Here is a 19681-nt window from a genome sequence, read left to right on the forward strand (position 1 = left end):
GTGAATGGAATAACTTTTAATGGAAAGCATTCTTATAATGATTTCGGTTTAGTATTAGAAGAGAAAAAAATAAATCCTCCCGCAAAAACTAAGATACTTGATACAGTGCCTTATATGAATTCGCAATATGATTTTTCTACCGTTGGCACTAATGGTGAGCAAGTTTACGGAACTAGAATAATAACTGTAAAGTTGGCTCTTTTGTGTTATAGCATGGAACAACTTTATATTGTTTATAGCCAAGTACTAGAGTGGCTTGTAGATGTCGGACAAAGTCAATTGATTTTTGATTTTATGCCCGACTTTTATTTTCTTGCTGAGGTTCAAGAGGCTCCTTCATGGGACGAGTTTGTGGACAACGGAGAATTAAGTATAAACTTTGTGTGTGAGCCATTCAAGTACAGTACTTCTTATATGGGTGACGACTTATGGGATGATATTAACTTTCTTACTGACTACATGCAGGATACAAACGAGTTCAATATAAGCGGTTCCACAACAATAACTATGTACAACAATGGGAGACTTAAAGCACCAGTTATAAACTGCTCTAGTGCCATGACAGTCACGTTTAATAATCAAACTTATAATTTAGTGCAAGGTGACAATAAACTCTGGGGCTTGAAGCTCCGGAACGGTAAAAATGACTTAGTTTTTAGTGGTAATGGTACAGTAAAAATATTATTCAGATGGGAGATGTTGTAGTGGCGTATAAAATAAGCATATTTAACAATGATGTAGAAACAATAATACATTATCCAACAGCAGAAAAAGAAGCTCCGCATTTGGATAAGATGGATTTAGTAGAGAAGGATAACGACGTTGATTCCTTCTCTTTTTCTATACCCATAAATAATCCAGGCTATAACTTGCTGCAGGATTATAAAACCAAGATAAAGATAATTGATGTGTCCGACAATTCTATTAGGTTTGTAGGTAGAATATTGAACCCAACAGAAAGCATGGGCACTGGTGGATTTTATAAAAGTGTTCCATGTGAAAGTGCATTAGCTTATTTACTCGATAGCAATTCACGAACTACTGCAATACTAGGAGATAATTTGCGAGGAGCTTTGACAAAGTTACTTGCTATGCACAACAATGCTGTTGAAACAGATAAGCAGATACAGTTAGGAAATGTGGATGTAACTCTAAATAATATAGCCTATGGATGCAATTTTGAGCCAGTCCTTAATGCTATACTAAATATTTTAAAAAATGTTAAAGAGTATCATCTTAGGATTAGGGAAACTAACGGAGTCTTATATTTAGATTGTTTGCAGAGTTTAAGCTCTAATACCGCGGATGTAAGACTTGGCGAAAATATGAAAGAATTAATTAAGTCCAAAGATATAAGCCAGTTAGCAACAAGGATAATTCCTTTAGGGGCTAATAACTTGGACATCTCTGGTGTAAATGGTGGGGTTGATTATATAGAGGACTTAACCGCTAAAGGTCTATATGGTGTCATAGAGAAAACTATAAGTTATTCAGATATAACAGATGCAACTACATTAAAAAGTACAGCTACAGCGGATATAAGCAACTACACACAACCACTAATTACTTTGCAGATAGATGCTCTTGACCTTAGTAAACTAACTGGAATTAAAGCTAATGAGTTTATGAAGGGCATGAGCTTGCATATTATTAACTCCGTAATGGCTATAGATACGGTTGTAAAAATAGTTGTGTGTGATGTAGATTTAACCAAAGAATATAACCCTAAACTTACACTTTCGAATATTCCACAAACTATGCAAGACATTGTTTCTGGTATTCAAAATAGTAGTCTAAGCAATGATTCAACACATAGAGGTGTACAAGTAGGGGATTCCTTTGGCATAAGAGTTGCAGGAGATAAAAATATAACCTTATTAAGCGGCGATACATTTGAAATGTCGAGAAAATCTGACAATGTAAAAGTTCTTTATTTTGATGAAGAGGGAAATGTTAATGGGAACGACTGTACATTTAATGATATGAAAGTAAAAGATTCATTCGCAGTTTACCATGGAGATAAAAAGGTTATGGAAATTGGATATTATACGGGAGTGGTAGGAGATGTAAAACAAATTAAGTTTGAAAAGGCAGCAATTATAGAGGGAATGGATACATCTAATATAGAAATAACAGCAGCTAATCTTTACTTTGGAGAAGATGGAAACAGGGTTGTGGCTGATACATCCTATGTTAACAACAGGGTAAATGATAGCAATAACTGGTGGTATGATAATTATTTTCAAAACGCAAAAGATGGTACTTTTACAAGTCAAGACGGAAAAACAATAACAGTTACGAAAGGAATAGTAACAGATATTCAATAAGAAGGGAAGTGTTTGATATGGCAATAGATGTAAGTCAGTACACAGCGCCAATAAAGACAGCAGCTAAGGCAAGAGACGTACGGGACAATATTGCAAATGGTATAGATGCAATAGCAACAGAGGTAAATCAGTATGAGGCAGATTTAAGCGCAGATAATGACCAATTTAAAGAAGATATAACCGCAGAAGAGAAAGCACATTCTGATGCTGAAACAGCTAGAGTTACAGCGGAACAGGCAAGACAGACAGCTGAAACTACTAGGCAGCAAAATGAAACTGCAAGGCAGACAGCAGAAAATAACAGGATTACAGCAGAGGCAGCAAGGGAGACAGCATTTTCTCAAATGCAGCATATAGATGCAAATGCAGAGTTAGCAGCAGCAAGACAAGGCAAAGACAGTTTGCTTGCAAATCTACAAGATAAGGATAGCCAAATTGCTAATGTTAATTCGCAATTGGCAGATATTGTGACTTTAAATGTTAAGAATTTACCATCACCGTTAGTTTCATTAAAAGGTGATGGGATAACTGATGATACACAAGCACTTCAAGCTGCTATAAATTATTTAGCATCTAATGGCGGAGGCAAATTATTTTTCCCAAAAGGAATATATTTACTAAATGGTTCTTTACAGGATGCTGACAATTATAATTCTATTATTAAATTACCATTAGTAGACGCAATAAATGATAATCCAATAACAATAGAATTAATAGGAGTAAACATACCCGCAACGGCATATCCAGAACCAGAAGGTAATGGAACGCCACCAACACATAGCGGAGCAATTTTATATTCAACTGTACAAGGAAGTGGAGGATTACCAAGCATTATTGCGGGACATAAGACGTTATGGAGTGATATTACATTCGTTGCAAAAAATTTAGTTATAAGACAAATTAATAACTCTACTTTAAATGCACTTGAATTACAACACATAGCAAATGTTATAATTCAAAATGTAGTTTTTGATTTAGATGTAAAAACTACACAAATAGTAAGAGGAAATGGAATAGCATTAGATTTACCAACACTTCAAAATTATGCATTAGTGCGAGTAAGAAATGTATATATATTAGGTTATACGGTTGCTATACAACATAGTGAACATGCTGATTTAGATAATGTTTTCGCACAATATTGTAGTATTGGGTTACAAATTACTGCGGGTTATCACGCTATACATTATGGTAAATTACTTTTTCAAAGTACGGATACTGCTATAAATGCAATAGGAAAAGCTTATATTTATGGTGGAGTTATAGATATAGAAAATGGAACTACTATAATAAACGATCCTAATAATTACTTATGGGGGAGCATTTTTATACATCATGTTACAGGAAATGTGGGGGTTACAAATCAAAACTTAGCAATAGTTGAAGCAAATAATTTAATTGTAAGAACTTCTGATGAAAATTTATGGTTTATCCCGACATTAAAAAACAATGCTACTGTTTATAGTGGTTTTGATATTGCCTATGCAAGAATAGAAAAGACAATCCATTTGCGAGGACTTGTTACTAATATAACTAATTCTACAATTATATTTACATTACCAAATGGCTTTCATACATCATTTACGCATTATCTTCCTGCTATTTGTGCCAATGCTGATGGTAGTACTTCTGTTTGTACTGTAAAAATATACGATAATGGTGACGTAGAAGTTGTTAAACCTACCGCAGCGGGGGTAACATGGACACCTTCATGGGTTTCAATAGAATGTAGTTTTCTATAAAATTAAATTTACAATAGAAATAAAATACGAACTAAAAGAGTTTTTAGGACAAACCTAAAAACTCTTTTTTATATTTAAAATTGGAGGTGCAAGATGGACAATGTGACAATAGGTGTTATATGCTCTTTACTCGGTGTAGTAGTAAGCTTTTTTACTATTACTACTTATTATAAGACAAATGGACAACACGACGGTAATATAAGCACTAAAATTGATTATATTCAGAGAGGAGTTGACGATATCCGCATAGATATTAAAGCACAGGATAATAAAATAGAAGGTCTAATTGAGAAAGTGGCAAAGGTTGAGGAGTCGGCTAAAAGTGCTCACCACAGAATTGACACTTTAGAAGAAGGGAAGTAATAGAATGTTAAAAAATAAAATAATAGCTTTGCTAACAGCAGTAGTTTTATCTACTGCCTTTTTTATTCCTGCAAATAGGGCACAGGCCACAACTTATCGAGGTATTGATATTTATTCTGGAAATGATATTTCAGACTACAGCACGATAAAAAGCCAAGGAATAGATATTGTAGTAGCAAAAGCCACGCAAGGCATAGATTACACAGACAGCTCATTTAATTATAGATGTAATCATGTAAGAGATGCAGGTCTTAAATTTGGAGCTTATCATTTTGCAGGTGGGCTTTATGGACATACTCCGGAGGCAGAAGCTCAACATTTTTTAGACACAATAAAAGGTCAAACTTTTGATATTTGTTTATGGCTAGACTTAGAGGATTATAGTCTTAAAACATGGGGCAAACAAGAGGCTATAGATTTTGCTAATAGATTTATAAGCTATGTTCAAACCAGAGGTTACAAAATAGGAATATATTGTTGTCAATCATTTTATTATGAAAACTTAGCGGGGAATATACTAAATGTTCCTGTATGGCTAGCTAATTATAGTAAACAACCCACCCAATTTTCTAATATTGTCTCATGGCAGTACAGTGAAACTGGAAGGCTGAACAGTGCCAGCGGTAACCTTGATATGGATTATTTTAACGACAGCGTTTTTACTGGTCAAGCGCCTCAGCAAGTGAATAATAATACAAGTAATGCAGTTACACAGTCAAGTACAGATGCATCTATTTCAACATTGCAAAGCGAATTGAATAGACAAGGGTTTGGTAATCTTAAAGTTGATAATATCCCAGGTAAAAGAACTTTAGCGGCTTGCCCTACACTCCATTATGGGAGCCAAGGGAACATTACAAAATGGGTTCAGCAGCAACTAGGGATTAATGCAGATGGAACGTTTGGAAAACAAACAAGACAAGCGATATTTAATTTTCAGCGTTCACATGGACTATATGCCGATGGAATTGTCGGACACAATACTTGGAAAGCACTATTAGGACTGTAGATTTTTCTATAGCCCTTTTATTATAAAAATAAATTTATTGGAGGAATGAAAAAATGTCAAATAATACTTTATTTATGGTTATAGGAATTTCAGGAGCTATGGTGGTTGCAATTTTTGTAATTGCTTATTTAAGTCATAAGGGGATAAACATTTTAAATATACTCGAAGAAATAAAATCAGCAGTTACCACAGCAAAAACTTACACGGAAGCAGCGGAAACTCTTACTACTGGAAAAACACGAGAAATATTGCAGTCAGCAGATGCATTTGAAAAACTAGCATTGCAAGGTGTTAGATATGCAGAACAAATGTTATTATCTCAGCAGATAAAAGATGATCCAGATGGTTCTAAAAGAAAAGCAGCAGCATTAGATTATATTTATGCGCAGTTACAGCTTCATGGTGTAAAGGTTGATGACAATGTAAAATTGATTGCTAATGGAATTGTTGAAAATACAGTTTTGTCGGACAAGACAATTGATGAGATAAATAAAAAGATAGATGATCTTATTAATACAAAAGTCGCAGCTCTTCAAAGTCAAGTTGATAGTCTTACAAATACTAACAATAAGCTTGCAGCAGAAAACCAATCTGTTAACGAAAAACTTGCAAATATAATTGCACAAACAAAATAGTTTTAGAGCCTAGGGTATAATGCCCTAGGCTTTATTTTTTTACCTAATTTTGCTACAATTAAACCAAAATATACATATAAGGGGATGAATTGATGTGAAGCTGATATTTAAAAATGAAAAATATATTCAGATTCAATGTGAAAAGTGCGGGAAGATCATAAAAATGGATAATGATACTGCTAAGAATCTAATTTTAAGAGAAGAAGATAATTGCTATATAATGAATGATAAAGTAAATGTTATGGGCAAAGAATGTAATATTAAACCTAAGTGTCCAAAATGTAAAACTGAATATGATAAGATAACTGGAATAAATGAATGCGTTGTTGTGGAAGATGATCCTAAACCTAAAAAAAGTTTTTGGGGAAGTGTAAAGAAGGCTTTTGCTGAATCAGCTGAGTTTGAAAAGCAGAAGCAAGAAGAAAAAGAAAGAAAAGCTCAGGAACCAATTAGGTGCCCTAAATGTGGTTCAACTCAAATAACAGCAGACAAAAAAGGAGTAAGTGTTGGAAAGGCTATTGCTGGAGATTTAATTGCTGGACCTGTTGGGGCTTTGGCTGGAGGCATTGGAAAAGATAAGGTAATAATTACCTGCCTTAGTTGTGGACATAGTTGGAAAGCAGGTAAGAGGAAATAAGGAGCGTTAACGCTGCTCCTTTTTCTTTTGTTCATTATACCATTTTGCTAAAAGTTCATTTAATAATGCAGATAAACTTTTTTTATCAAATTCTTTTATAAGTAACACCTGAACATCTTCTTTTAATTTTGGTTCTATATATACTGTAGTCTTTTCATTCATAATTAGCACCTCATAGACATTCTACAAAATGCCATCCTAACATCATACCGTCATGACGCCATGACGTCATGCTATTTAAAAAAATTTTTGTCACAGGTATTAAAACAATTATAGTCACATCCTAAGTCATATCTTATCAGCATATGTGGGCAAATATCTAACGCTCTAGCAATTCTAAATGCTACCCTTAACGTAGGGCTTTTTACCTTTGGGCGACCACACTCCAGTTCACTTATATAGGCTTGTCTTAACTGTGCTTTTCGTGCTAATTCCTTTTGTGTCATGCCTCTAAGTATTCTATATTCCTTTATTAATAATATGTATACCTCCAATTTTAATCCCTCCTCATTTGTATATTTAAAATGATATATTAAATTGCGACAATTTTCTACACACAAAACATGGAATTTTGTCGTAAATATAACTGTCAGTTATATTTAGATGTAGTATTATTTAAATATAGGAAGTTGCAACTTTTACTACGGTCTATCAATGCAATAATATGGATTGACAAAATTATGGTATGGTACTACAATTAAAAACAGAACATGTGTTCGACTTTGCTACTGGAAAACTATCACACGGGGGATGTAAATATGACAAATGTATTAATAAAAAATAATAAAAAAGCAAATTCCAAAACAATAAAAAATAATATAAAAAATAAAATGCACATAGAAAATATTAGCTTAGAAGAACTATCAAAAAAAACAAATATTAGTATATTGAAATTGATATTTTTATTAGATTTTAATTTTTCAAAAGTAAAATTATCATATGCTATTAAAATATGTAAAGCTTTAAAAATGAAGGTGTCAGACATATTTATTTGACACCCACTTTGACATACATATTGATATTCACTACTGAATATGTTACTATATGGTAATGATATTACATACTATCATAATTGATTGTTTTTAAAAATATAGGTATAATCCAATTGCTAAAAAATAACTGTTACCAATACGTTGAGAAGGTGGGTTCAAATCCCACCTTCTCCGCCATCAATTGGATCAAAGTCATTATGTAGTATTAATGGCTTTGTTTTTTTGTAATACTTACATAATAAGTACTAAGGAGAGAGTATGAAAAAGGATTTAAAGTTTTATAAAACACTATTTATGTCTACATTTTCAGTTAGTGCCTTCACCTTTGGAGGCGGATATGTGATTGTGCCGCTTATGAAGCAAAAGTTTGTAGATACACTTCATTGGATTGATGAAGATGAAATGCTTGATATAGTTGCTATTTCACAATCTTTGCCTGGACCAATGGTTGTTGATGCTTCAGCTTTAGTTGGTTATCGCTTGACTGGTATTACTGGCGCATGTGTGGCACTGCTTTCAACGATTTTACCACCACTTGTTATTTTATCTGTTATTTCACTCTTTTATCAAGCGTTCAAAACTAATCCAGTGGTAAATGCTGTTTTAAAGGGGATGCAGGCAGGAATTGCAGCAATTATTGCTGACGTAGTTATTTCTGGTGCAATTAAGATTTGCAAGTCAAAAAACACCCTTTCAATTTTTATAATGCTTGCTTCTTTCTGTGCAATTTATTTTCTAAATGTAAATGTAATTTGGGTAATACTAATTTGCGGTGCATTTGGCGGTATTTTAACAATTATTCAAAACCGAAGGAAGGTGCCTAAAGCATGATTTACTTAAAATTGCTCTGGAGTTTTTTACAGGTTGGACTTTTTAGTTTTGGTGGTGGTTACGGTATACTTCCGGTAATTCAGCAGCAGGTTGTTACTCAAAATCATTGGTTAACCTTGAAGGAGTTTACTGATGTAGTGACGATTTCTCAAATGACCCCAGGTCCAATTGCTTTAAATGCTTCTACCTTTGTTGGAATGAAGATGGCAGGAATAATGGGTGCTGTTGTGGCAACCTTTGGTTGTGCATTTCCGACGGCAGTACTGGCACTCATTGTCGGCCATTATTATTATAAATATCGGGACATGACACTTGTAAAGGGGATTTTTGAAGGGCTGCGTCCAGCCATTGTTTCATTGATTGCTTCAGCGGGAATGTCCATACTATTTTTATCACTTTTTAATGTACAAGTATTTACTATGAGTGTGCTCTCTAATATAGATTGGAAAGCTGTAGTCATGTTTATAATTTCATTGTTTATTTTACGTAAATGGAAAGCCAACCCCATTTACATTATGATTGGCTCCGGAGCTGTTGGAGCAGTAGTTTATCTTTTGATGTAAATTGTTTAAATGATATGTATTATAAAGATTCATACCAAAATTCCATAGGTACGGAGGAATTTTTTCCTTGCACTACCGTGGGAGCTAAGCAACATTGATGAAGGGACAGTTTAAATAAAGCTTTATAAATCTTAGGTGATAAATTGTAAAAGTCTTAGAACTTTCAATTTGTTTGAGCCAGAGGCGAGTTATTGAAAGTTCTTAGGGTTTTAGGATTTATCATCTTAGATTTATTAGCTTTATTTAATGTCCCAAATCAATGTTGCTTAGCTATTTTTTTATCGGTAAATAATCCAACAAAAGAAGAGGCAATAAGTATGATTGTAGATAATAAGAATACTTTATCAAATGCTTCTGCAAATTTATCGTTCTTCTTAGAATTAATCTTACTAATTGTGTTTTCAATTTCATTTTTTTGTGCTGCTAATCCTATACCAAGCTTAATTTTACCAGCACCATTTTGCATTTTTAAGTCCGCATCTACTAATTTGTTAGAACCTGATAGAAGCTTATTAGTTCCATCTTTTGCTGAAGAAATACCAGTTTGTAAGTCTTGCGAACCATTTGAAAGTCTGCTCGAACCATTTTTTAGTTTAGATAGTCCATTTGTAATTCCAGCAATCATATAGCATAGACAAGAAGAGGTGAAGGTTATTTCTTTAAATAGAGTCCAATTTCTATTAGTGGTGATTTTATCTTTGTTTCAGCAGCAATAAAAAGTATAAATGAAATAGCAGAGCCTATAGCGGCTGCAACTAGATGCAATTTTTCCTTTCCAAAGATTTCAATTCCCATTGGGACAACAACAGGAGTAATAATTGCACCTCCAATTCCTTGAATAAAACGCATTGAAATTAAGAAAATTAAAGAATGTGAAAATCCACATAAAGCTGAGCTTGCACCAAATAACGTAAGGCCAAGAAGCATTGTTTTTTTCTGCCAAATTGATCTGCAAGTTTTGATGCAGTAATCATGAATACAGAAAGACTTAACATATAAATTGTACTTATCCAGCTTGTGTCACTTAAAGTTTTATGAAAATAAGTTGTAATATCAGGAAGTGCAATATTGACGATTGTACTATCAACTATTCCTATCATTTGGTTTAACATTACTAATAAGCATTATAGGTACTTTTCTAAAACCTCTTATTACAACAAGCATAAGCTTTTTATCTGGTATGTATGGCAAACTTATTTGTACAAAACTGAATTTTTTGGTTTTCCCAGCTTTATTTGTTATTATAGTTGAAAACTTTCCTTGATATTTTTTTGCAGGTTCATAAATTTGTGGATAAGCTGTTGCCTTTGAATTTTTGTTACACAGGTGTTAATTAATCTTTTTTTAAAAATGGGGAAACTCTAACATATTTCTAATTATTGTTTTATAATCTCTATATTTTTAGTTTCTTTATAACGTTTATCATCTTTAATTTTAAGTATAAATACAAGAATTACTGATAATAAATCTGCTAATGGTTGAGATATTATTATGCCATCTAATTTAAGGAAATGTGGCAAAATGAGTATTAGTGGTATAAAGAAGATTGATTGTCTTGCGAAAGTTACAATTCCTCCTGCTGTAGTGTTGCCAGTTGCTAAAAATTTGCATGCATAGACAAACATGAATCCATAAAATATAATCATGACAGAATTCATTATAAGTGCTTTAGATGCTACATTTATAAGAACTTTATCTTTACCAAACAAACTAGCAATCTGAGATGAAAAAATAATAAATATTGCAGACATAATAATACAGAAGCCAGTTGTTATTTTTAAACATATATTTGTGGATTTTTTTACTCTGTCCATTCTTCCAGCACCATAATTATATCCTACAAAAGGCTGATATCCTTTTGTAAATCCAGAAATGGCCATAACAACTATAGTTGTTACCCTAGTTACAGCACTAATACCTGATAGTGATGAATCTCCATAAGGAGATGATAGAGAATTTGTAAGTATAACTGCAATGTTTTGGAAAATTTCAAATATAAGCATTGGCATCCCAATTTTACATATGCTGTTATATAGCAATTTAGATGGCTTAAAATTGTTAAATGAATATCTTAAAACACCTTTTTGGTTTAGTATATAAAAAATATATAATGCGGATACAAATAAATTTGCTATTATAGTTGCTATAGCTGATCCTTTAACTCCTAGACCTAGTACATAAATAAATATAGGCTCTAAAATAATATTTATTACAGCACCTAAAAGCATAGCAAGCATAGCATACATATTAGCACCTTCTCCAGCCATAACAGTATCAAAAGCTATATTAAAACCATTTATAGCTAAGCTAATTATAAATAATATGCCGTATTGTTGTGCGTAGAGCATTGATGTCTTAGAAATACCTAGTGCTTTCACAATGGGTGTAAAAAATATAATCATTAGTACTGATAAAATAATTGATACAATAAAACTTGTATAGACTGATGTAGATGCATATTCATTTGCTTTTTTATAGTTCTTTTCTCCAAGAAACTTTGCTACACAAGTACTTCCTCCAGCACCAAAAAGAAGCCCAACACCCATAATAATTAAACTTAATGGAAATACTATTGATACAGCTGCAACTTGTGAAGGGCCAAGTCCACCAACAAAATGCATATCCACTACACTATATAATGCTGATACTATAAGTCCTACCATCGTTGGTAGTCCTAATTTAACAAGAGCCATTTTAATGTTTTCATCAGAAAATAGAGATAATTGTTTATTGCTTTTTTCCATAATAATCCTCCTAAAAATTTTTATGTAATAGTCGCTTGCGGAATATCGCAAGCGTTGATTTGCGTAAACAAGAACTTTTATTCTTATTCATGTTAATCATTTTACTCTACCGTTTTTTACCTGTCAATACAAGAACAAAAATAATTATTCGTATTTATTGACTTTTAATTTATTTTTTTTTACAATAGTTATAGAGAAAGGGTGCATTTTTATGGGAAATGATAAATCAGTGCGTATTCCGCAGCAAAAGCGTAGTATTGAAAAAAAAGAAAAAATTACTTCAGCTGCATATAAACTTTTTTGTGAGAAAGGATATTACAATACAAGTACTCCAGAAATTGCTTCTGAGGCGGGTGTATCTGTGGGATGTTTGTATTCCTATTTTAAGGATAAACGTACTATTTTTATAGAACTTATTCAAAACTTTTACGGGGATAATTTTGAAATTTTATCAAAAAATTTACCGAAGTCGAATTTAAATCTTGAAGATGGTATTAGAGAAATTATTAATATTGTTATAAAAAATCATGAAAAATATAAGGGTTTCTTTAGAGAACTGACAGTTTTATGCTATTATGATACTGAAATTGCTAAACTATCGGATAAGTTAGATGAAAAATTGAATATGATTTCATTGGAATATGTAAAGCATTATAAAGATTTAATTAAAGTAAAGGACTATGAAGCTGCAGTTATAGTGGTAACAGGTATTATTGATTCTATAACACATAGGATTTCCTTTCATGAAACTTCAGTTGATAAAGAAAGAATTTTAAACGAAGGAATAAATGCCATATTGAAGTATTTATTTGCAGAAAATCTTAATGATTAAAATTACTTATAAGCGAGAAGTACTGAATAAAATATTGACATTAATCTATTTTGTGAAGCCAATGGTGCATTTTTAGGACAATTAGAAGAGTGGCTAGAGGGTACTGAAATTAAAATAAATTATATTACATATGATAGTTTGACATCAAGAGAAACGGAATGTTGAGATGATTCTTGATAAGTATCCTAAAGAAACACGCAAAGTAGTGGTAAGTATTTTGACTGATTTTGAAGGTTATTTAAAATAAATTTTTTTATCCCTTGTGATTAGTAACTAAACATAAAGGGATGTTTTTGATGAAAAGAAAAATTGGAGTATTTGAAGTGTCTATTGTATCATTTTTTTATTTTTTACCTTTAATTAGTATTATTGTAGATATGTTTGTTTTCAAGGAGACAAGGCTTTCTCAAGTAATATTGAAGTGGTGTGTTTTTTATGGTGTTGGATTAAGACTTTTTACTGCTGGAATGAAGCAAGTATTAAATCCAGCATTTACAGCAAAAAGTATATTTACTGTAACAGATGAAAAAGCATTTCCTATAGTACGTGAACTTGGATTTGCAAATATTTGTTCTGGATTTATGGGTATAGTTTCTTTATTTGTTCCAACCTTTAGATATGCAGCAGCAATACTTGGTGGAGTGTATTTTCTGTTGGCACTTTTGCAGCATTTAGCTAGAAAAAATAAAAATTCTAAGGAGGCATTTGTTACTATTACAAATTTATCAATTGTTTTGGAGATTGGTATCCCGCTAGTAATTGCTTTAATATAAAACTTGGGCATCGCGGTAAATATGCTTGTTAATAATTTATAAGGAATGTGAACTAAATCAGTTCACATTCCTTATATTTAATCCATGAGACATAATAGTCCCTTTATCAATTGCCAAAAATAAAATTGCATAAACTAGCATAACAAGATATTCAAAATTTATATGCTGTAAAATTTTACATAGGTAATTATTTTGCTTTTGATGTTCATGCAGAGTAGCTTGTTAAAATAGCTTGAATTAGTAAATCTAAGCTTCGCTATACTTTTAAAAAAGCCTTCGGATATACTATATAGGAGTATATTCAGAATAAAAGAATAGCTCACACAGAATAATTGTTGCTCGAAACAGATTCCTCAATCAGTTCTTGCTTTTTAGCAGCATTATCTATTTGTTTTTGAAGTTTTAATACTAGAAGAATTGTAAAAATTGTAGTTATTACATCTGCTATAGGTTGTACAAAAATAATTCCATTTAGTCCAAATGCTTTTGGTAAAGTAAGCATAAGTGGTATGAAGAAGATACCTTGTCTAGAAATATTGGCAAGTAATCCCCTTGATGCTTTTCCTAAAGATAAAAATAATGTTGCATATATATATTGAATTCCAAGAGTTATATAGGTTAAGCTGTTTGCGCGTATAGCATCTACTCCTATTGAAATAACAGAGGCATCTTTGCTGAATAAGCCTACAATTTGTTTTGTAAGTATAAGGAAGATAGCTTCAAGTATTATACAGAAAATAGTTGACCATTTTAGAGATGCTGAAATTGCAGACTTTAATCTTTTATAATTTTTAGAGCCGTAACTAAAACCTGCAATAGGTTGAAAGCCTTTTGCGTATCCGAAGATGACGTATGCTCCAAGTGCCATAACTCTTGTCATAACTCCCATTGCAGCAACAGCAGAATCCCCATAATGGCTTGCAGCACTATTTGTTAAAGCCATTGAAGCGGTTGATAATAATTGAAATAATAAGGTTGGTATGCCAATTTTGAATATTTGACTATAAATTACTTTATTAGGGCAAAAATTTTTTATGGAAATATGCAAGTTGCTTCTTTCAGAAGATATGTACCACACATAAAGAAGTGTAGTGATACCTTGGGCAATTATAGTTGCAATAGCAGCACCTTGAATTCCTAGATTCAATGAATATATAAATATTGGTTCTAAAATAGTATTGATTATTGCACCCATAAGCATTGAGGTCATACTAATTTTTGTAGCACCTTCAGAGGCTGAAATATTGTTCATAGTAACGTTGATAATATTAAGTATGGCACCAGGAATATAAATCATAGCAAATTGATGTGCATAAGGTAAGATTGTTGGAGTTGCGCCAAGCAGAGAGAGAATTTTATCTAGAAAACACATAATTACAGCTATAATTATGATTCCAACGACTATACTAGAAACTAATGCTGTTGAAGCTGTCTCGTCTGCTTCTTTGTTCTTTTTTTGACCTAAAAGTCTTGATATATAAGATGCAGAACCACTTCCAAAGGTAAGACCTAATCCTATGATTAGCTGTAAAATTGGGTATGAGATTGATACAGCTCCCATTTGACGGGTACCTAGTCCACCAACAAAAATTGCATCTACAACGTTATAAAGTGAAGTGATAAACATACCAAGAATAACAGGAATGCCCAGTGAAAATAATGATTTAGTAATATTCCCTTCACTGATTAATTTGATTTTTTTCTCCTTTGAATCCATTGTTTTATAACCTCCTATAGTTTAAATACATAATGAGTTTAGATGCTATACTCTTTGCGTAAAAAATTATATTAAAGATAAAACACCTTGAACCTTGAAATTTATTTGTACTAAAATGCCGTTTTATGGGCATTATGGTGCACATAAATTTCAATAGTTGAAGAGGTTTATCTATAAAAGCATTATTTGAAATTATATAAAGCATGAGTTTAGCATATATACACTTGCAATAAAAAAATTATTTATCAAAATCTGATTCGAAATTTTCTAGCTGAGCTTCAAAAGAATTTAGAAAATCCTTTAAAAATTTTATATTTTCTTCAGAAGCATCTTTTAAAATATTTTTAATTAGTACATCAAATTTGTTGTGAAATTCTTCATGATTAAGCTGTGCAATTTCACCCTTTGGAGTTAAACTAAGCGTTAATTTAGATTGATTATGTAAATCAGTCTCTTTTTTTATTAAGCCCTTTTTATTAAGCTTATTTACTATTTGGGATACAGCTCCTTTCGTTACGCCTAATTTATCAGCTATTCCCGTTACGTGGATACCCTCATTTTCTTTTATTATTGTTAGCATATGAATTTCAGCACTAAATAAAGGTGTATCTGTTCCATAGTAACGAGACTTTTTGTCAATCTCATCAAATTTGCTAATTACCCTTAACAGAGTATAACTTATTTTCTTTTTGCGTTCTTTATTAATATTCATCATAAGAAAAGTATATAGGTACTAAACACTATTGTCAATACTTTAACTTGTAATAAGCATATGTAATGTAAGAAGTATGCTATATACCGCTAAATTATAACTTAATACATTTAAAGTTGTATTAAATAATGTTTTGAAGTATAATATTCTTAAAATTGGAAGGGGTATTATTTTATGAATGATGATATTTTAAATCTTGAACAGGCAATTGAATTTTTAGGAGTAAGTGAGAAAACCCTTATTAAATTGCTTAGGGAAGAACATGTTCCGGCTAGAAAAATTGGACGTGAATGGAGATTTAGTAAGGAGGCTCTAATTAAATGGATTGCAGCTGGAGATTCAACTAATTACATAAATCAAAATGAATTATATATGGTTTCTAAAGATATTGTTGGAGAGTCTTCAGTTTTATTTAACAAAATTGAAGAGGCTATAGCTGCTATAAAGAAGCATGATAATAATATTAAGATTGTACTAAATGATATTGAGAAAGACATTACTATTCCACAAAATGCATCGCTTCGTATTAGCTACAAGCAGCAGCGAGAAGTTGAAAAATTGGAGTTTAAGATTTTTTGGGGTTTAAGGGAGAGATAAAATGTGGATTTTATATGCTTTAGGTTCAGCGTTATTTGCAGGCATGACAGCTATCTTAGCTAAGATTGGAATAAAAGATACGGATTCTAACTTAGCTACAGCACTTCGTACAATTATTGTGATTATATTTTCATGGTTAATGGTTTTTATTGTGGGTTCAGAGAACAAAATTAATTCTATTTCAATGTATACACTTATATTCTTAATTTTATCTGGGTGTGCTACTGGTGCATCTTGGCTATGTTATTTCAAAGCTTTACAACTTGGCGATGTGAATAAAATTACTCCTATTGATAAAAGCAGTGCAGTTTTAACTATTATTTTGGCTTTTTTGTTTTTAGGGGAAACTCCTACTTTATTTATGGCTCTGGGTGTTATTGTTTTTGCTATAGGGACTTATCTTATGATACAAAAAAAGATGTCGGAATCACATGATGTTAAAAGTAAGCTATGGCTTTTTTATGCAATTCTTTCTGCTGTATTTGCTGCACTAACTTCCATACTTGGCAAGATAGGAATACAAGGTGTAGAATCAAACTTAGGCACAGCAATTCGTACTATTGTAGTGCTTATCATGGCATGGATAATTGTTTTTATTCAGAAAAAACATGTCATGATAAAGCATATCGATAGGAAAAGCATGGTATTTATAGCGCTTTCCGGTCTTGCAACTGGTCTCTCCTGGCTTTGTTATTATCATGCACTTCAAATTGGTAAGGCTAGTATAGTAGTGCCTATTGATAAACTAAGTATTGTCGTTTCAATTATATTTTCACGTATTTTCCTTAAAGAAAGGCTTTCTAAGAAGGCATTTTGTGGACTATTGATGATTATATTGGGAACTGTGCTGTTATTATTTTAATTATGTGATATATACAAATAAAAAGGATAAGTATGATGTATATAGTTGAAAGGTTATCTTGTAATCGCAAATTTTGTATAAAGATGCTTTTATATAGACATATTTTTATGGTAAAATATTAATAATCAAGCTATGAAATAATTTTATATACGGGGGCGATATTGTGAACATAGGAAGTATTATGGAAAAAGAGAGGCATGTCATAAAAGAAAACGATACCATAAACTATGCATTAGAATTAATGAATAGATTTCATATCAATGGAATGCCAGTAATAGATGAAACAGATAATCTAGTGGGAATGGTTGTTAAGGCAGATATATATAGGTTTATGGTAACACCGGGGCATTATGATAGTTGTCCTGTTGAATGGGTTATGGCAAAGTCAGTAATAAGTGCACAAGCAGACGAAGAAATTTTAACTGTAGCTAAAAGATTAAGAGAAAATGACATAGTTTCTATGCCTGTGCTGGAAAACAATAAAGTTATAGGCATAATTAATGTTGAAAACTTGTTAGATTATTGTATTAGTCAGAAATAATATAAAAAATGCTGAAGAAGTATTAAATTTAATATGTCTTTTGCATTGTTAATATTATTTTATGCTAGTAGCCTATAACTTATAATAAATTTTCAGTGGGAGAACTAAAAAATTAGGTTAAAAGGTTTTTAGCAGCAAAACAAATAAAACTAAGCTTAATTTGTCACTAACTTTTATTTATTATCTCTAAAATTATAAAATTGTCCGATTTTAGCAGCGAGATTTTCGATAGGCATTGTTTGAAGATATACTTTTCCAGGGCCTCTTAAAGATGATAAAAATAATCCTTCTCCACCAAAAAGCATATTCTTGATACCTTTAACCATGGAAATATCAAAGGTTACTGAAGAATCAAACATTGCAACGTGGCCAGTATCAACTTTGAGAGTCTCATTGTTTAAAAGGGAGTATTCTTCTACATGACCATCGAATTCTAGAAATACTATTCCGGGGCCAGTTATCTTTTCAAGTATAAATCCTTCTCCTCCAAATAGCCCTGTAGATAATTTTTTCTTTAAAAATATGCTTAATTTGACTGAAGCCTCGGCAGCAAGAAAACTTTTTTTCTGACATATTATACTTTCACCTGACATTAAGTTTCTTTCGATTATTTTGCCAGGAAATGATGAAGGGAAAGCCACCATACCCATATCTTTTTGGCAGGTAAATGTATTAAGAAATATTGATTCACCGGAAATTGTTCTTGAGAAGCCTCCTAAAAAGCCACCTTTCATATTCGTATCCATTTTTATATTATCGCTCATCCATCCCATAGCACCAGATTCAGATATAAGAGTTTCACCAGGATTAAGTTTACATATTACAACAGGTAAACTGTCTCCTTTAATTTCATATTTCATTAAAATCCCTCCTCATTTATATTATATACATAATAGATGAAAAATAAATTTATTTTTATCTAATAATATTTAATTATAGTTTAAACTATATTAAACAAGATACTTGAAAATATTATAAAAAGATGATACTATATAATAAAGGGCATAGTTGAAATTAGATAATTCATTTAAAATTGAGAATTTATGGTGTTTAAAGTTTATGAGAGAAATTAAAACTATTAAAAATTATGAGAATTTATGGGTTATTATGAGAGTTTATAAAGATATTACATTTGTGGTTAAAAGCGTAAAATGAATTCTATTAAACTATACCTTAACTGTTTTTGCTAATGGGCTCTGAGCGTAGGAGCCTATTTTTATTTTAGGAATAAATAAATTTTACATGTTTCCTTTTCATAGATATGGTATACCTTCCATATAAAAAGTTGTTATTGTAGTTGAAATTATATTCTTTTAATAGTATAATATCATTGTTCTGCAAAAATATAATATGTAGAAATTAAATCATATATGGAGAGATGTCCGAGTGGTTTAAGGAGCACGCCTGGAACGCGTGTGTAGGGGAAACTCTACCGAGGGTTCGAATCCCTCTTTCTCCGCCATTTAATCTTTGCTGTGCTAAACGGGGAGTTAGCGGTGCCTTGTACCTGCAATCCGCTATAGCAGGGTCTAATTCCTTGAATAAGGCTTTGATTTGTGGGGTCTGCCCTTTAAATGTTGGTGTTGATAATCGGGTCCCACGCAACGGAAAATCATGAACCCCGTCAGATCCGGAAGGAAGCAGCGGTAAGTGAAACTTTCCGTGTGCCGTGGATTAACCTGATTTGAGCCAACTTTAAAGGTAACGCTCATAAGTCAATGTCGAGTTCGAGGTGCACAGCATTTAATAATTGAATTTTATTGTATATAACATAAGATGCTTTACTAGGCATCTTTTTTTGTAG

General features: G+C 31.8%; 22 protein-coding genes, 1 tRNA gene, 1 other RNA gene and 1 pseudogene. 17 read left to right on the top strand and 8 right to left on the bottom strand.

Annotation, left to right across the window (positions count from 1 at the left end):
• From ACJDT4_RS13360 to ACJDT4_RS13390, 7 genes are all read left to right on the top strand, one after another.
• A complete protein-coding gene (locus tag ACJDT4_RS13360; RefSeq protein ID WP_406788068.1) occupies positions 1–705 on the top strand; it encodes a distal tail protein Dit in 705 nt (234 codons plus the stop codon).
• Entirely contained in the window at positions 705–2327 is a 1623-nt protein-coding gene (locus ACJDT4_RS13365) for a phage tail spike protein (RefSeq protein ID WP_406788069.1), read from the top strand. The genes ACJDT4_RS13360 and ACJDT4_RS13365 overlap by 1 nt, the downstream gene beginning before the upstream one ends.
• Before the next feature lie 17 nt (positions 2328–2344).
• A complete protein-coding gene (locus tag ACJDT4_RS13370; RefSeq protein ID WP_406788070.1) occupies positions 2345–4069 on the top strand; it encodes a glycosyl hydrolase family 28-related protein in 1725 nt (574 codons plus the stop codon).
• 93 nt (positions 4070–4162) lie between these two features.
• The gene (locus ACJDT4_RS13375) at positions 4163–4432 is read left to right on the top strand and encodes a hypothetical protein (RefSeq protein ID WP_406788071.1); all 270 of its coding nucleotides are present in this window, start codon (positions 4163–4165) and stop codon (positions 4430–4432) included.
• Positions 4433–4436: 4 nt separating this feature from the next.
• On the top strand, positions 4437–5441 hold the full coding sequence (locus tag ACJDT4_RS13380; protein WP_406788072.1) for a GH25 family lysozyme: 1005 nt from the start codon (positions 4437–4439) through the stop codon (positions 5439–5441).
• Positions 5442–5494: 53 nt separating this feature from the next.
• Positions 5495–6076 (top strand): hypothetical protein, encoded by a 582-nt coding sequence (locus ACJDT4_RS13385; RefSeq protein WP_406788073.1) that lies wholly within the window; start codon positions 5495–5497, stop codon positions 6074–6076.
• Between the two features lie 163 nt (positions 6077–6239).
• A complete protein-coding gene (locus tag ACJDT4_RS13390) occupies positions 6240–6713 on the top strand; it encodes a hypothetical protein (RefSeq protein WP_406788074.1) in 474 nt (157 codons plus the stop codon).
• Positions 6714–6719: 6 nt separating this feature from the next.
• Here ACJDT4_RS13390 and ACJDT4_RS13395 read toward each other — a convergent pair whose 3' ends face one another.
• Together ACJDT4_RS13395 and ACJDT4_RS13400 are read right to left on the bottom strand one after the other, a co-directional pair.
• A complete protein-coding gene (locus ACJDT4_RS13395; protein WP_406788075.1) occupies positions 6720–6875 on the bottom strand; it encodes a hypothetical protein in 156 nt (51 codons plus the stop codon).
• 71 nt (positions 6876–6946) lie between these two features.
• Positions 6947–7207 (bottom strand): helix-turn-helix domain-containing protein, encoded by a 261-nt coding sequence (locus ACJDT4_RS13400; RefSeq protein ID WP_406788076.1) that lies wholly within the window; start codon positions 7205–7207, stop codon positions 6947–6949.
• Positions 7208–7471: 264 nt separating this feature from the next.
• On the opposite strand from ACJDT4_RS13400, the gene ACJDT4_RS13405 reads away from it, so the two are divergent.
• From ACJDT4_RS13405 to ACJDT4_RS13415, 3 genes are all read left to right on the top strand, one after another.
• On the top strand, positions 7472–7708 hold the full coding sequence (locus tag ACJDT4_RS13405; protein ID WP_406788077.1) for a helix-turn-helix domain-containing protein: 237 nt from the start codon (positions 7472–7474) through the stop codon (positions 7706–7708).
• 255 nt (positions 7709–7963) lie between these two features.
• Positions 7964–8536, top strand: a complete 573-nt coding sequence (locus ACJDT4_RS13410; protein ID WP_406788078.1) for a chromate transporter — start codon at positions 7964–7966, stop codon at positions 8534–8536.
• Complete coding sequence (locus tag ACJDT4_RS13415; RefSeq protein ID WP_406788079.1) at positions 8533–9099, top strand: chromate transporter; 567 nt, start codon at positions 8533–8535, stop codon at positions 9097–9099. Before ACJDT4_RS13410 ends, ACJDT4_RS13415 begins: the two co-directional genes overlap by 4 nt.
• Positions 9100–9355: 256 nt before the next feature.
• Here ACJDT4_RS13415 and ACJDT4_RS13420 read toward each other — a convergent pair whose 3' ends face one another.
• The 3 genes and pseudogenes from ACJDT4_RS13420 to ACJDT4_RS13430 all read right to left on the bottom strand — a co-directional run bounded on the left by ACJDT4_RS13420 (position 9356) and on the right by ACJDT4_RS13430 (position 11843).
• On the bottom strand, positions 9356–9724 hold the full coding sequence (locus ACJDT4_RS13420; protein WP_406788080.1) for a hypothetical protein: 369 nt from the start codon (positions 9722–9724) through the stop codon (positions 9356–9358).
• Positions 9725–9750: 26 nt separating this feature from the next.
• A pseudogene (locus ACJDT4_RS13425) lies at positions 9751–10211 on the bottom strand (MFS transporter).
• Positions 10212–10475: 264 nt separating this feature from the next.
• On the bottom strand, positions 10476–11843 hold the full coding sequence (locus ACJDT4_RS13430; protein ID WP_406788081.1) for an MATE family efflux transporter: 1368 nt from the start codon (positions 11841–11843) through the stop codon (positions 10476–10478).
• Between the two features lie 211 nt (positions 11844–12054).
• Between ACJDT4_RS13430 and ACJDT4_RS13435 the strand changes: the two genes are divergently transcribed.
• Together ACJDT4_RS13435 and ACJDT4_RS13440 are read left to right on the top strand one after the other, a co-directional pair.
• Positions 12055–12675, top strand: coding sequence for a TetR/AcrR family transcriptional regulator (locus ACJDT4_RS13435; RefSeq protein ID WP_406788082.1), 621 nt, complete (start codon positions 12055–12057; stop codon positions 12673–12675).
• A gap of 296 nt (positions 12676–12971) precedes the next feature.
• Complete coding sequence (locus tag ACJDT4_RS13440) at positions 12972–13448, top strand: DUF6790 family protein (RefSeq protein WP_406788083.1); 477 nt, start codon at positions 12972–12974, stop codon at positions 13446–13448.
• Positions 13449–13767: 319 nt separating this feature from the next.
• Here the strand turns inward: ACJDT4_RS13440 and ACJDT4_RS13445 are convergent, their stop codons facing one another.
• Both ACJDT4_RS13445 and ACJDT4_RS13450 read right to left on the bottom strand, forming a co-directional pair.
• Positions 13768–15165, bottom strand: a complete 1398-nt coding sequence (locus ACJDT4_RS13445; protein ID WP_406788084.1) for an MATE family efflux transporter — start codon at positions 15163–15165, stop codon at positions 13768–13770.
• 238 nt (positions 15166–15403) lie between these two features.
• The gene (locus tag ACJDT4_RS13450) at positions 15404–15745 is read right to left on the bottom strand and encodes a MarR family winged helix-turn-helix transcriptional regulator (protein WP_406788085.1); all 342 of its coding nucleotides are present in this window, start codon (positions 15743–15745) and stop codon (positions 15404–15406) included.
• Positions 15746–16051: 306 nt separating this feature from the next.
• Here ACJDT4_RS13450 and ACJDT4_RS13455 point away from each other — a divergent pair, with 306 nt between their 5' ends.
• The 3 genes from ACJDT4_RS13455 to ACJDT4_RS13465 all read left to right on the top strand — a co-directional run bounded on the left by ACJDT4_RS13455 (position 16052) and on the right by ACJDT4_RS13465 (position 17877).
• The gene (locus ACJDT4_RS13455) at positions 16052–16474 is read left to right on the top strand and encodes a helix-turn-helix domain-containing protein (RefSeq protein WP_406788086.1); all 423 of its coding nucleotides are present in this window, start codon (positions 16052–16054) and stop codon (positions 16472–16474) included.
• 1 nt (position 16475) lies between these two features.
• Positions 16476–17336 (top strand): EamA family transporter, encoded by an 861-nt coding sequence (locus ACJDT4_RS13460; RefSeq protein WP_406788087.1) that lies wholly within the window; start codon positions 16476–16478, stop codon positions 17334–17336.
• Between the two features lie 163 nt (positions 17337–17499).
• Positions 17500–17877 (top strand): CBS domain-containing protein, encoded by a 378-nt coding sequence (locus ACJDT4_RS13465; RefSeq protein ID WP_406788088.1) that lies wholly within the window; start codon positions 17500–17502, stop codon positions 17875–17877.
• A 173-nt stretch (positions 17878–18050) separates the two neighbouring features.
• Here the strand turns inward: ACJDT4_RS13465 and ACJDT4_RS13470 are convergent, their stop codons facing one another.
• Positions 18051–18737 carry a TIGR00266 family protein gene (locus ACJDT4_RS13470; protein ID WP_406788089.1) on the bottom strand — a complete coding sequence of 229 codons (687 nt, stop codon included), beginning with the start codon at positions 18735–18737 and terminating at the stop codon, positions 18051–18053.
• Positions 18738–19249: 512 nt separating this feature from the next.
• Between ACJDT4_RS13470 and ACJDT4_RS13475 the strand changes: the two genes are divergently transcribed.
• Both ACJDT4_RS13475 and ffs read left to right on the top strand, forming a co-directional pair.
• Positions 19250–19339: transfer RNA gene (locus ACJDT4_RS13475), tRNA-Ser, on the top strand.
• Positions 19340–19350: 11 nt separating this feature from the next.
• Positions 19351–19617, top strand: an RNA gene (gene ffs, locus ACJDT4_RS13480) — signal recognition particle sRNA large type.
• Positions 19618–19681 lie beyond the last annotated feature (64 nt).

It is taken from the genome of Clostridium neuense, from assembly GCF_045310695.1.
In the GTDB taxonomy this organism is placed as follows: Bacteria; Bacillota; Clostridia; order Clostridiales; family Clostridiaceae; genus Clostridium_S; species Clostridium_S neuense.

Excerpts from the sequence above, each read along its gene's own strand:
- ACJDT4_RS13460 (WP_406788087.1), top strand. The coding sequence starts at position 16,476 with ATGTGGATTTTATATGCTTTAGGTTCAGCGTTATTTGCAGGCATGACA.
- ACJDT4_RS13405 (WP_406788077.1), top strand. The coding sequence starts at position 7,472 with ATGACAAATGTATTAATAAAAAATAATAAAAAAGCAAATTCCAAAACA.
- ACJDT4_RS13430 (WP_406788081.1), bottom strand. The coding sequence starts at position 11,843 with ATGGAAAAAAGCAATAAACAATTATCTCTATTTTCTGATGAAAACATT.
- ACJDT4_RS13410 (WP_406788078.1), top strand. The coding sequence starts at position 7,964 with ATGAAAAAGGATTTAAAGTTTTATAAAACACTATTTATGTCTACATTT.
- ACJDT4_RS13370 (WP_406788070.1), top strand. The coding sequence starts at position 2,345 with ATGGCAATAGATGTAAGTCAGTACACAGCGCCAATAAAGACAGCAGCT.
- ACJDT4_RS13440 (WP_406788083.1), top strand. The coding sequence starts at position 12,972 with ATGAAAAGAAAAATTGGAGTATTTGAAGTGTCTATTGTATCATTTTTT.
- ACJDT4_RS13415 (WP_406788079.1), top strand. The coding sequence starts at position 8,533 with ATGATTTACTTAAAATTGCTCTGGAGTTTTTTACAGGTTGGACTTTTT.
- ACJDT4_RS13390 (WP_406788074.1), top strand. The coding sequence starts at position 6,240 with ATGGATAATGATACTGCTAAGAATCTAATTTTAAGAGAAGAAGATAAT.
- ACJDT4_RS13380 (WP_406788072.1), top strand. The coding sequence starts at position 4,437 with ATGTTAAAAAATAAAATAATAGCTTTGCTAACAGCAGTAGTTTTATCT.
- ACJDT4_RS13450 (WP_406788085.1), bottom strand. The coding sequence starts at position 15,745 with ATGCTAACAATAATAAAAGAAAATGAGGGTATCCACGTAACGGGAATA.
- ACJDT4_RS13385 (WP_406788073.1), top strand. The coding sequence starts at position 5,495 with ATGTCAAATAATACTTTATTTATGGTTATAGGAATTTCAGGAGCTATG.
- ACJDT4_RS13375 (WP_406788071.1), top strand. The coding sequence starts at position 4,163 with ATGGACAATGTGACAATAGGTGTTATATGCTCTTTACTCGGTGTAGTA.
- ACJDT4_RS13455 (WP_406788086.1), top strand. The coding sequence starts at position 16,052 with ATGAATGATGATATTTTAAATCTTGAACAGGCAATTGAATTTTTAGGA.
- ACJDT4_RS13445 (WP_406788084.1), bottom strand. The coding sequence starts at position 15,165 with ATGGATTCAAAGGAGAAAAAAATCAAATTAATCAGTGAAGGGAATATT.
- ACJDT4_RS13395 (WP_406788075.1), bottom strand. The coding sequence starts at position 6,875 with ATGAATGAAAAGACTACAGTATATATAGAACCAAAATTAAAAGAAGAT.
- ACJDT4_RS13470 (WP_406788089.1), bottom strand. The coding sequence starts at position 18,737 with ATGAAATATGAAATTAAAGGAGACAGTTTACCTGTTGTAATATGTAAA.
- ACJDT4_RS13435 (WP_406788082.1), top strand. The coding sequence starts at position 12,055 with ATGGGAAATGATAAATCAGTGCGTATTCCGCAGCAAAAGCGTAGTATT.
- ACJDT4_RS13420 (WP_406788080.1), bottom strand. The coding sequence starts at position 9,724 with ATGATTGCTGGAATTACAAATGGACTATCTAAACTAAAAAATGGTTCG.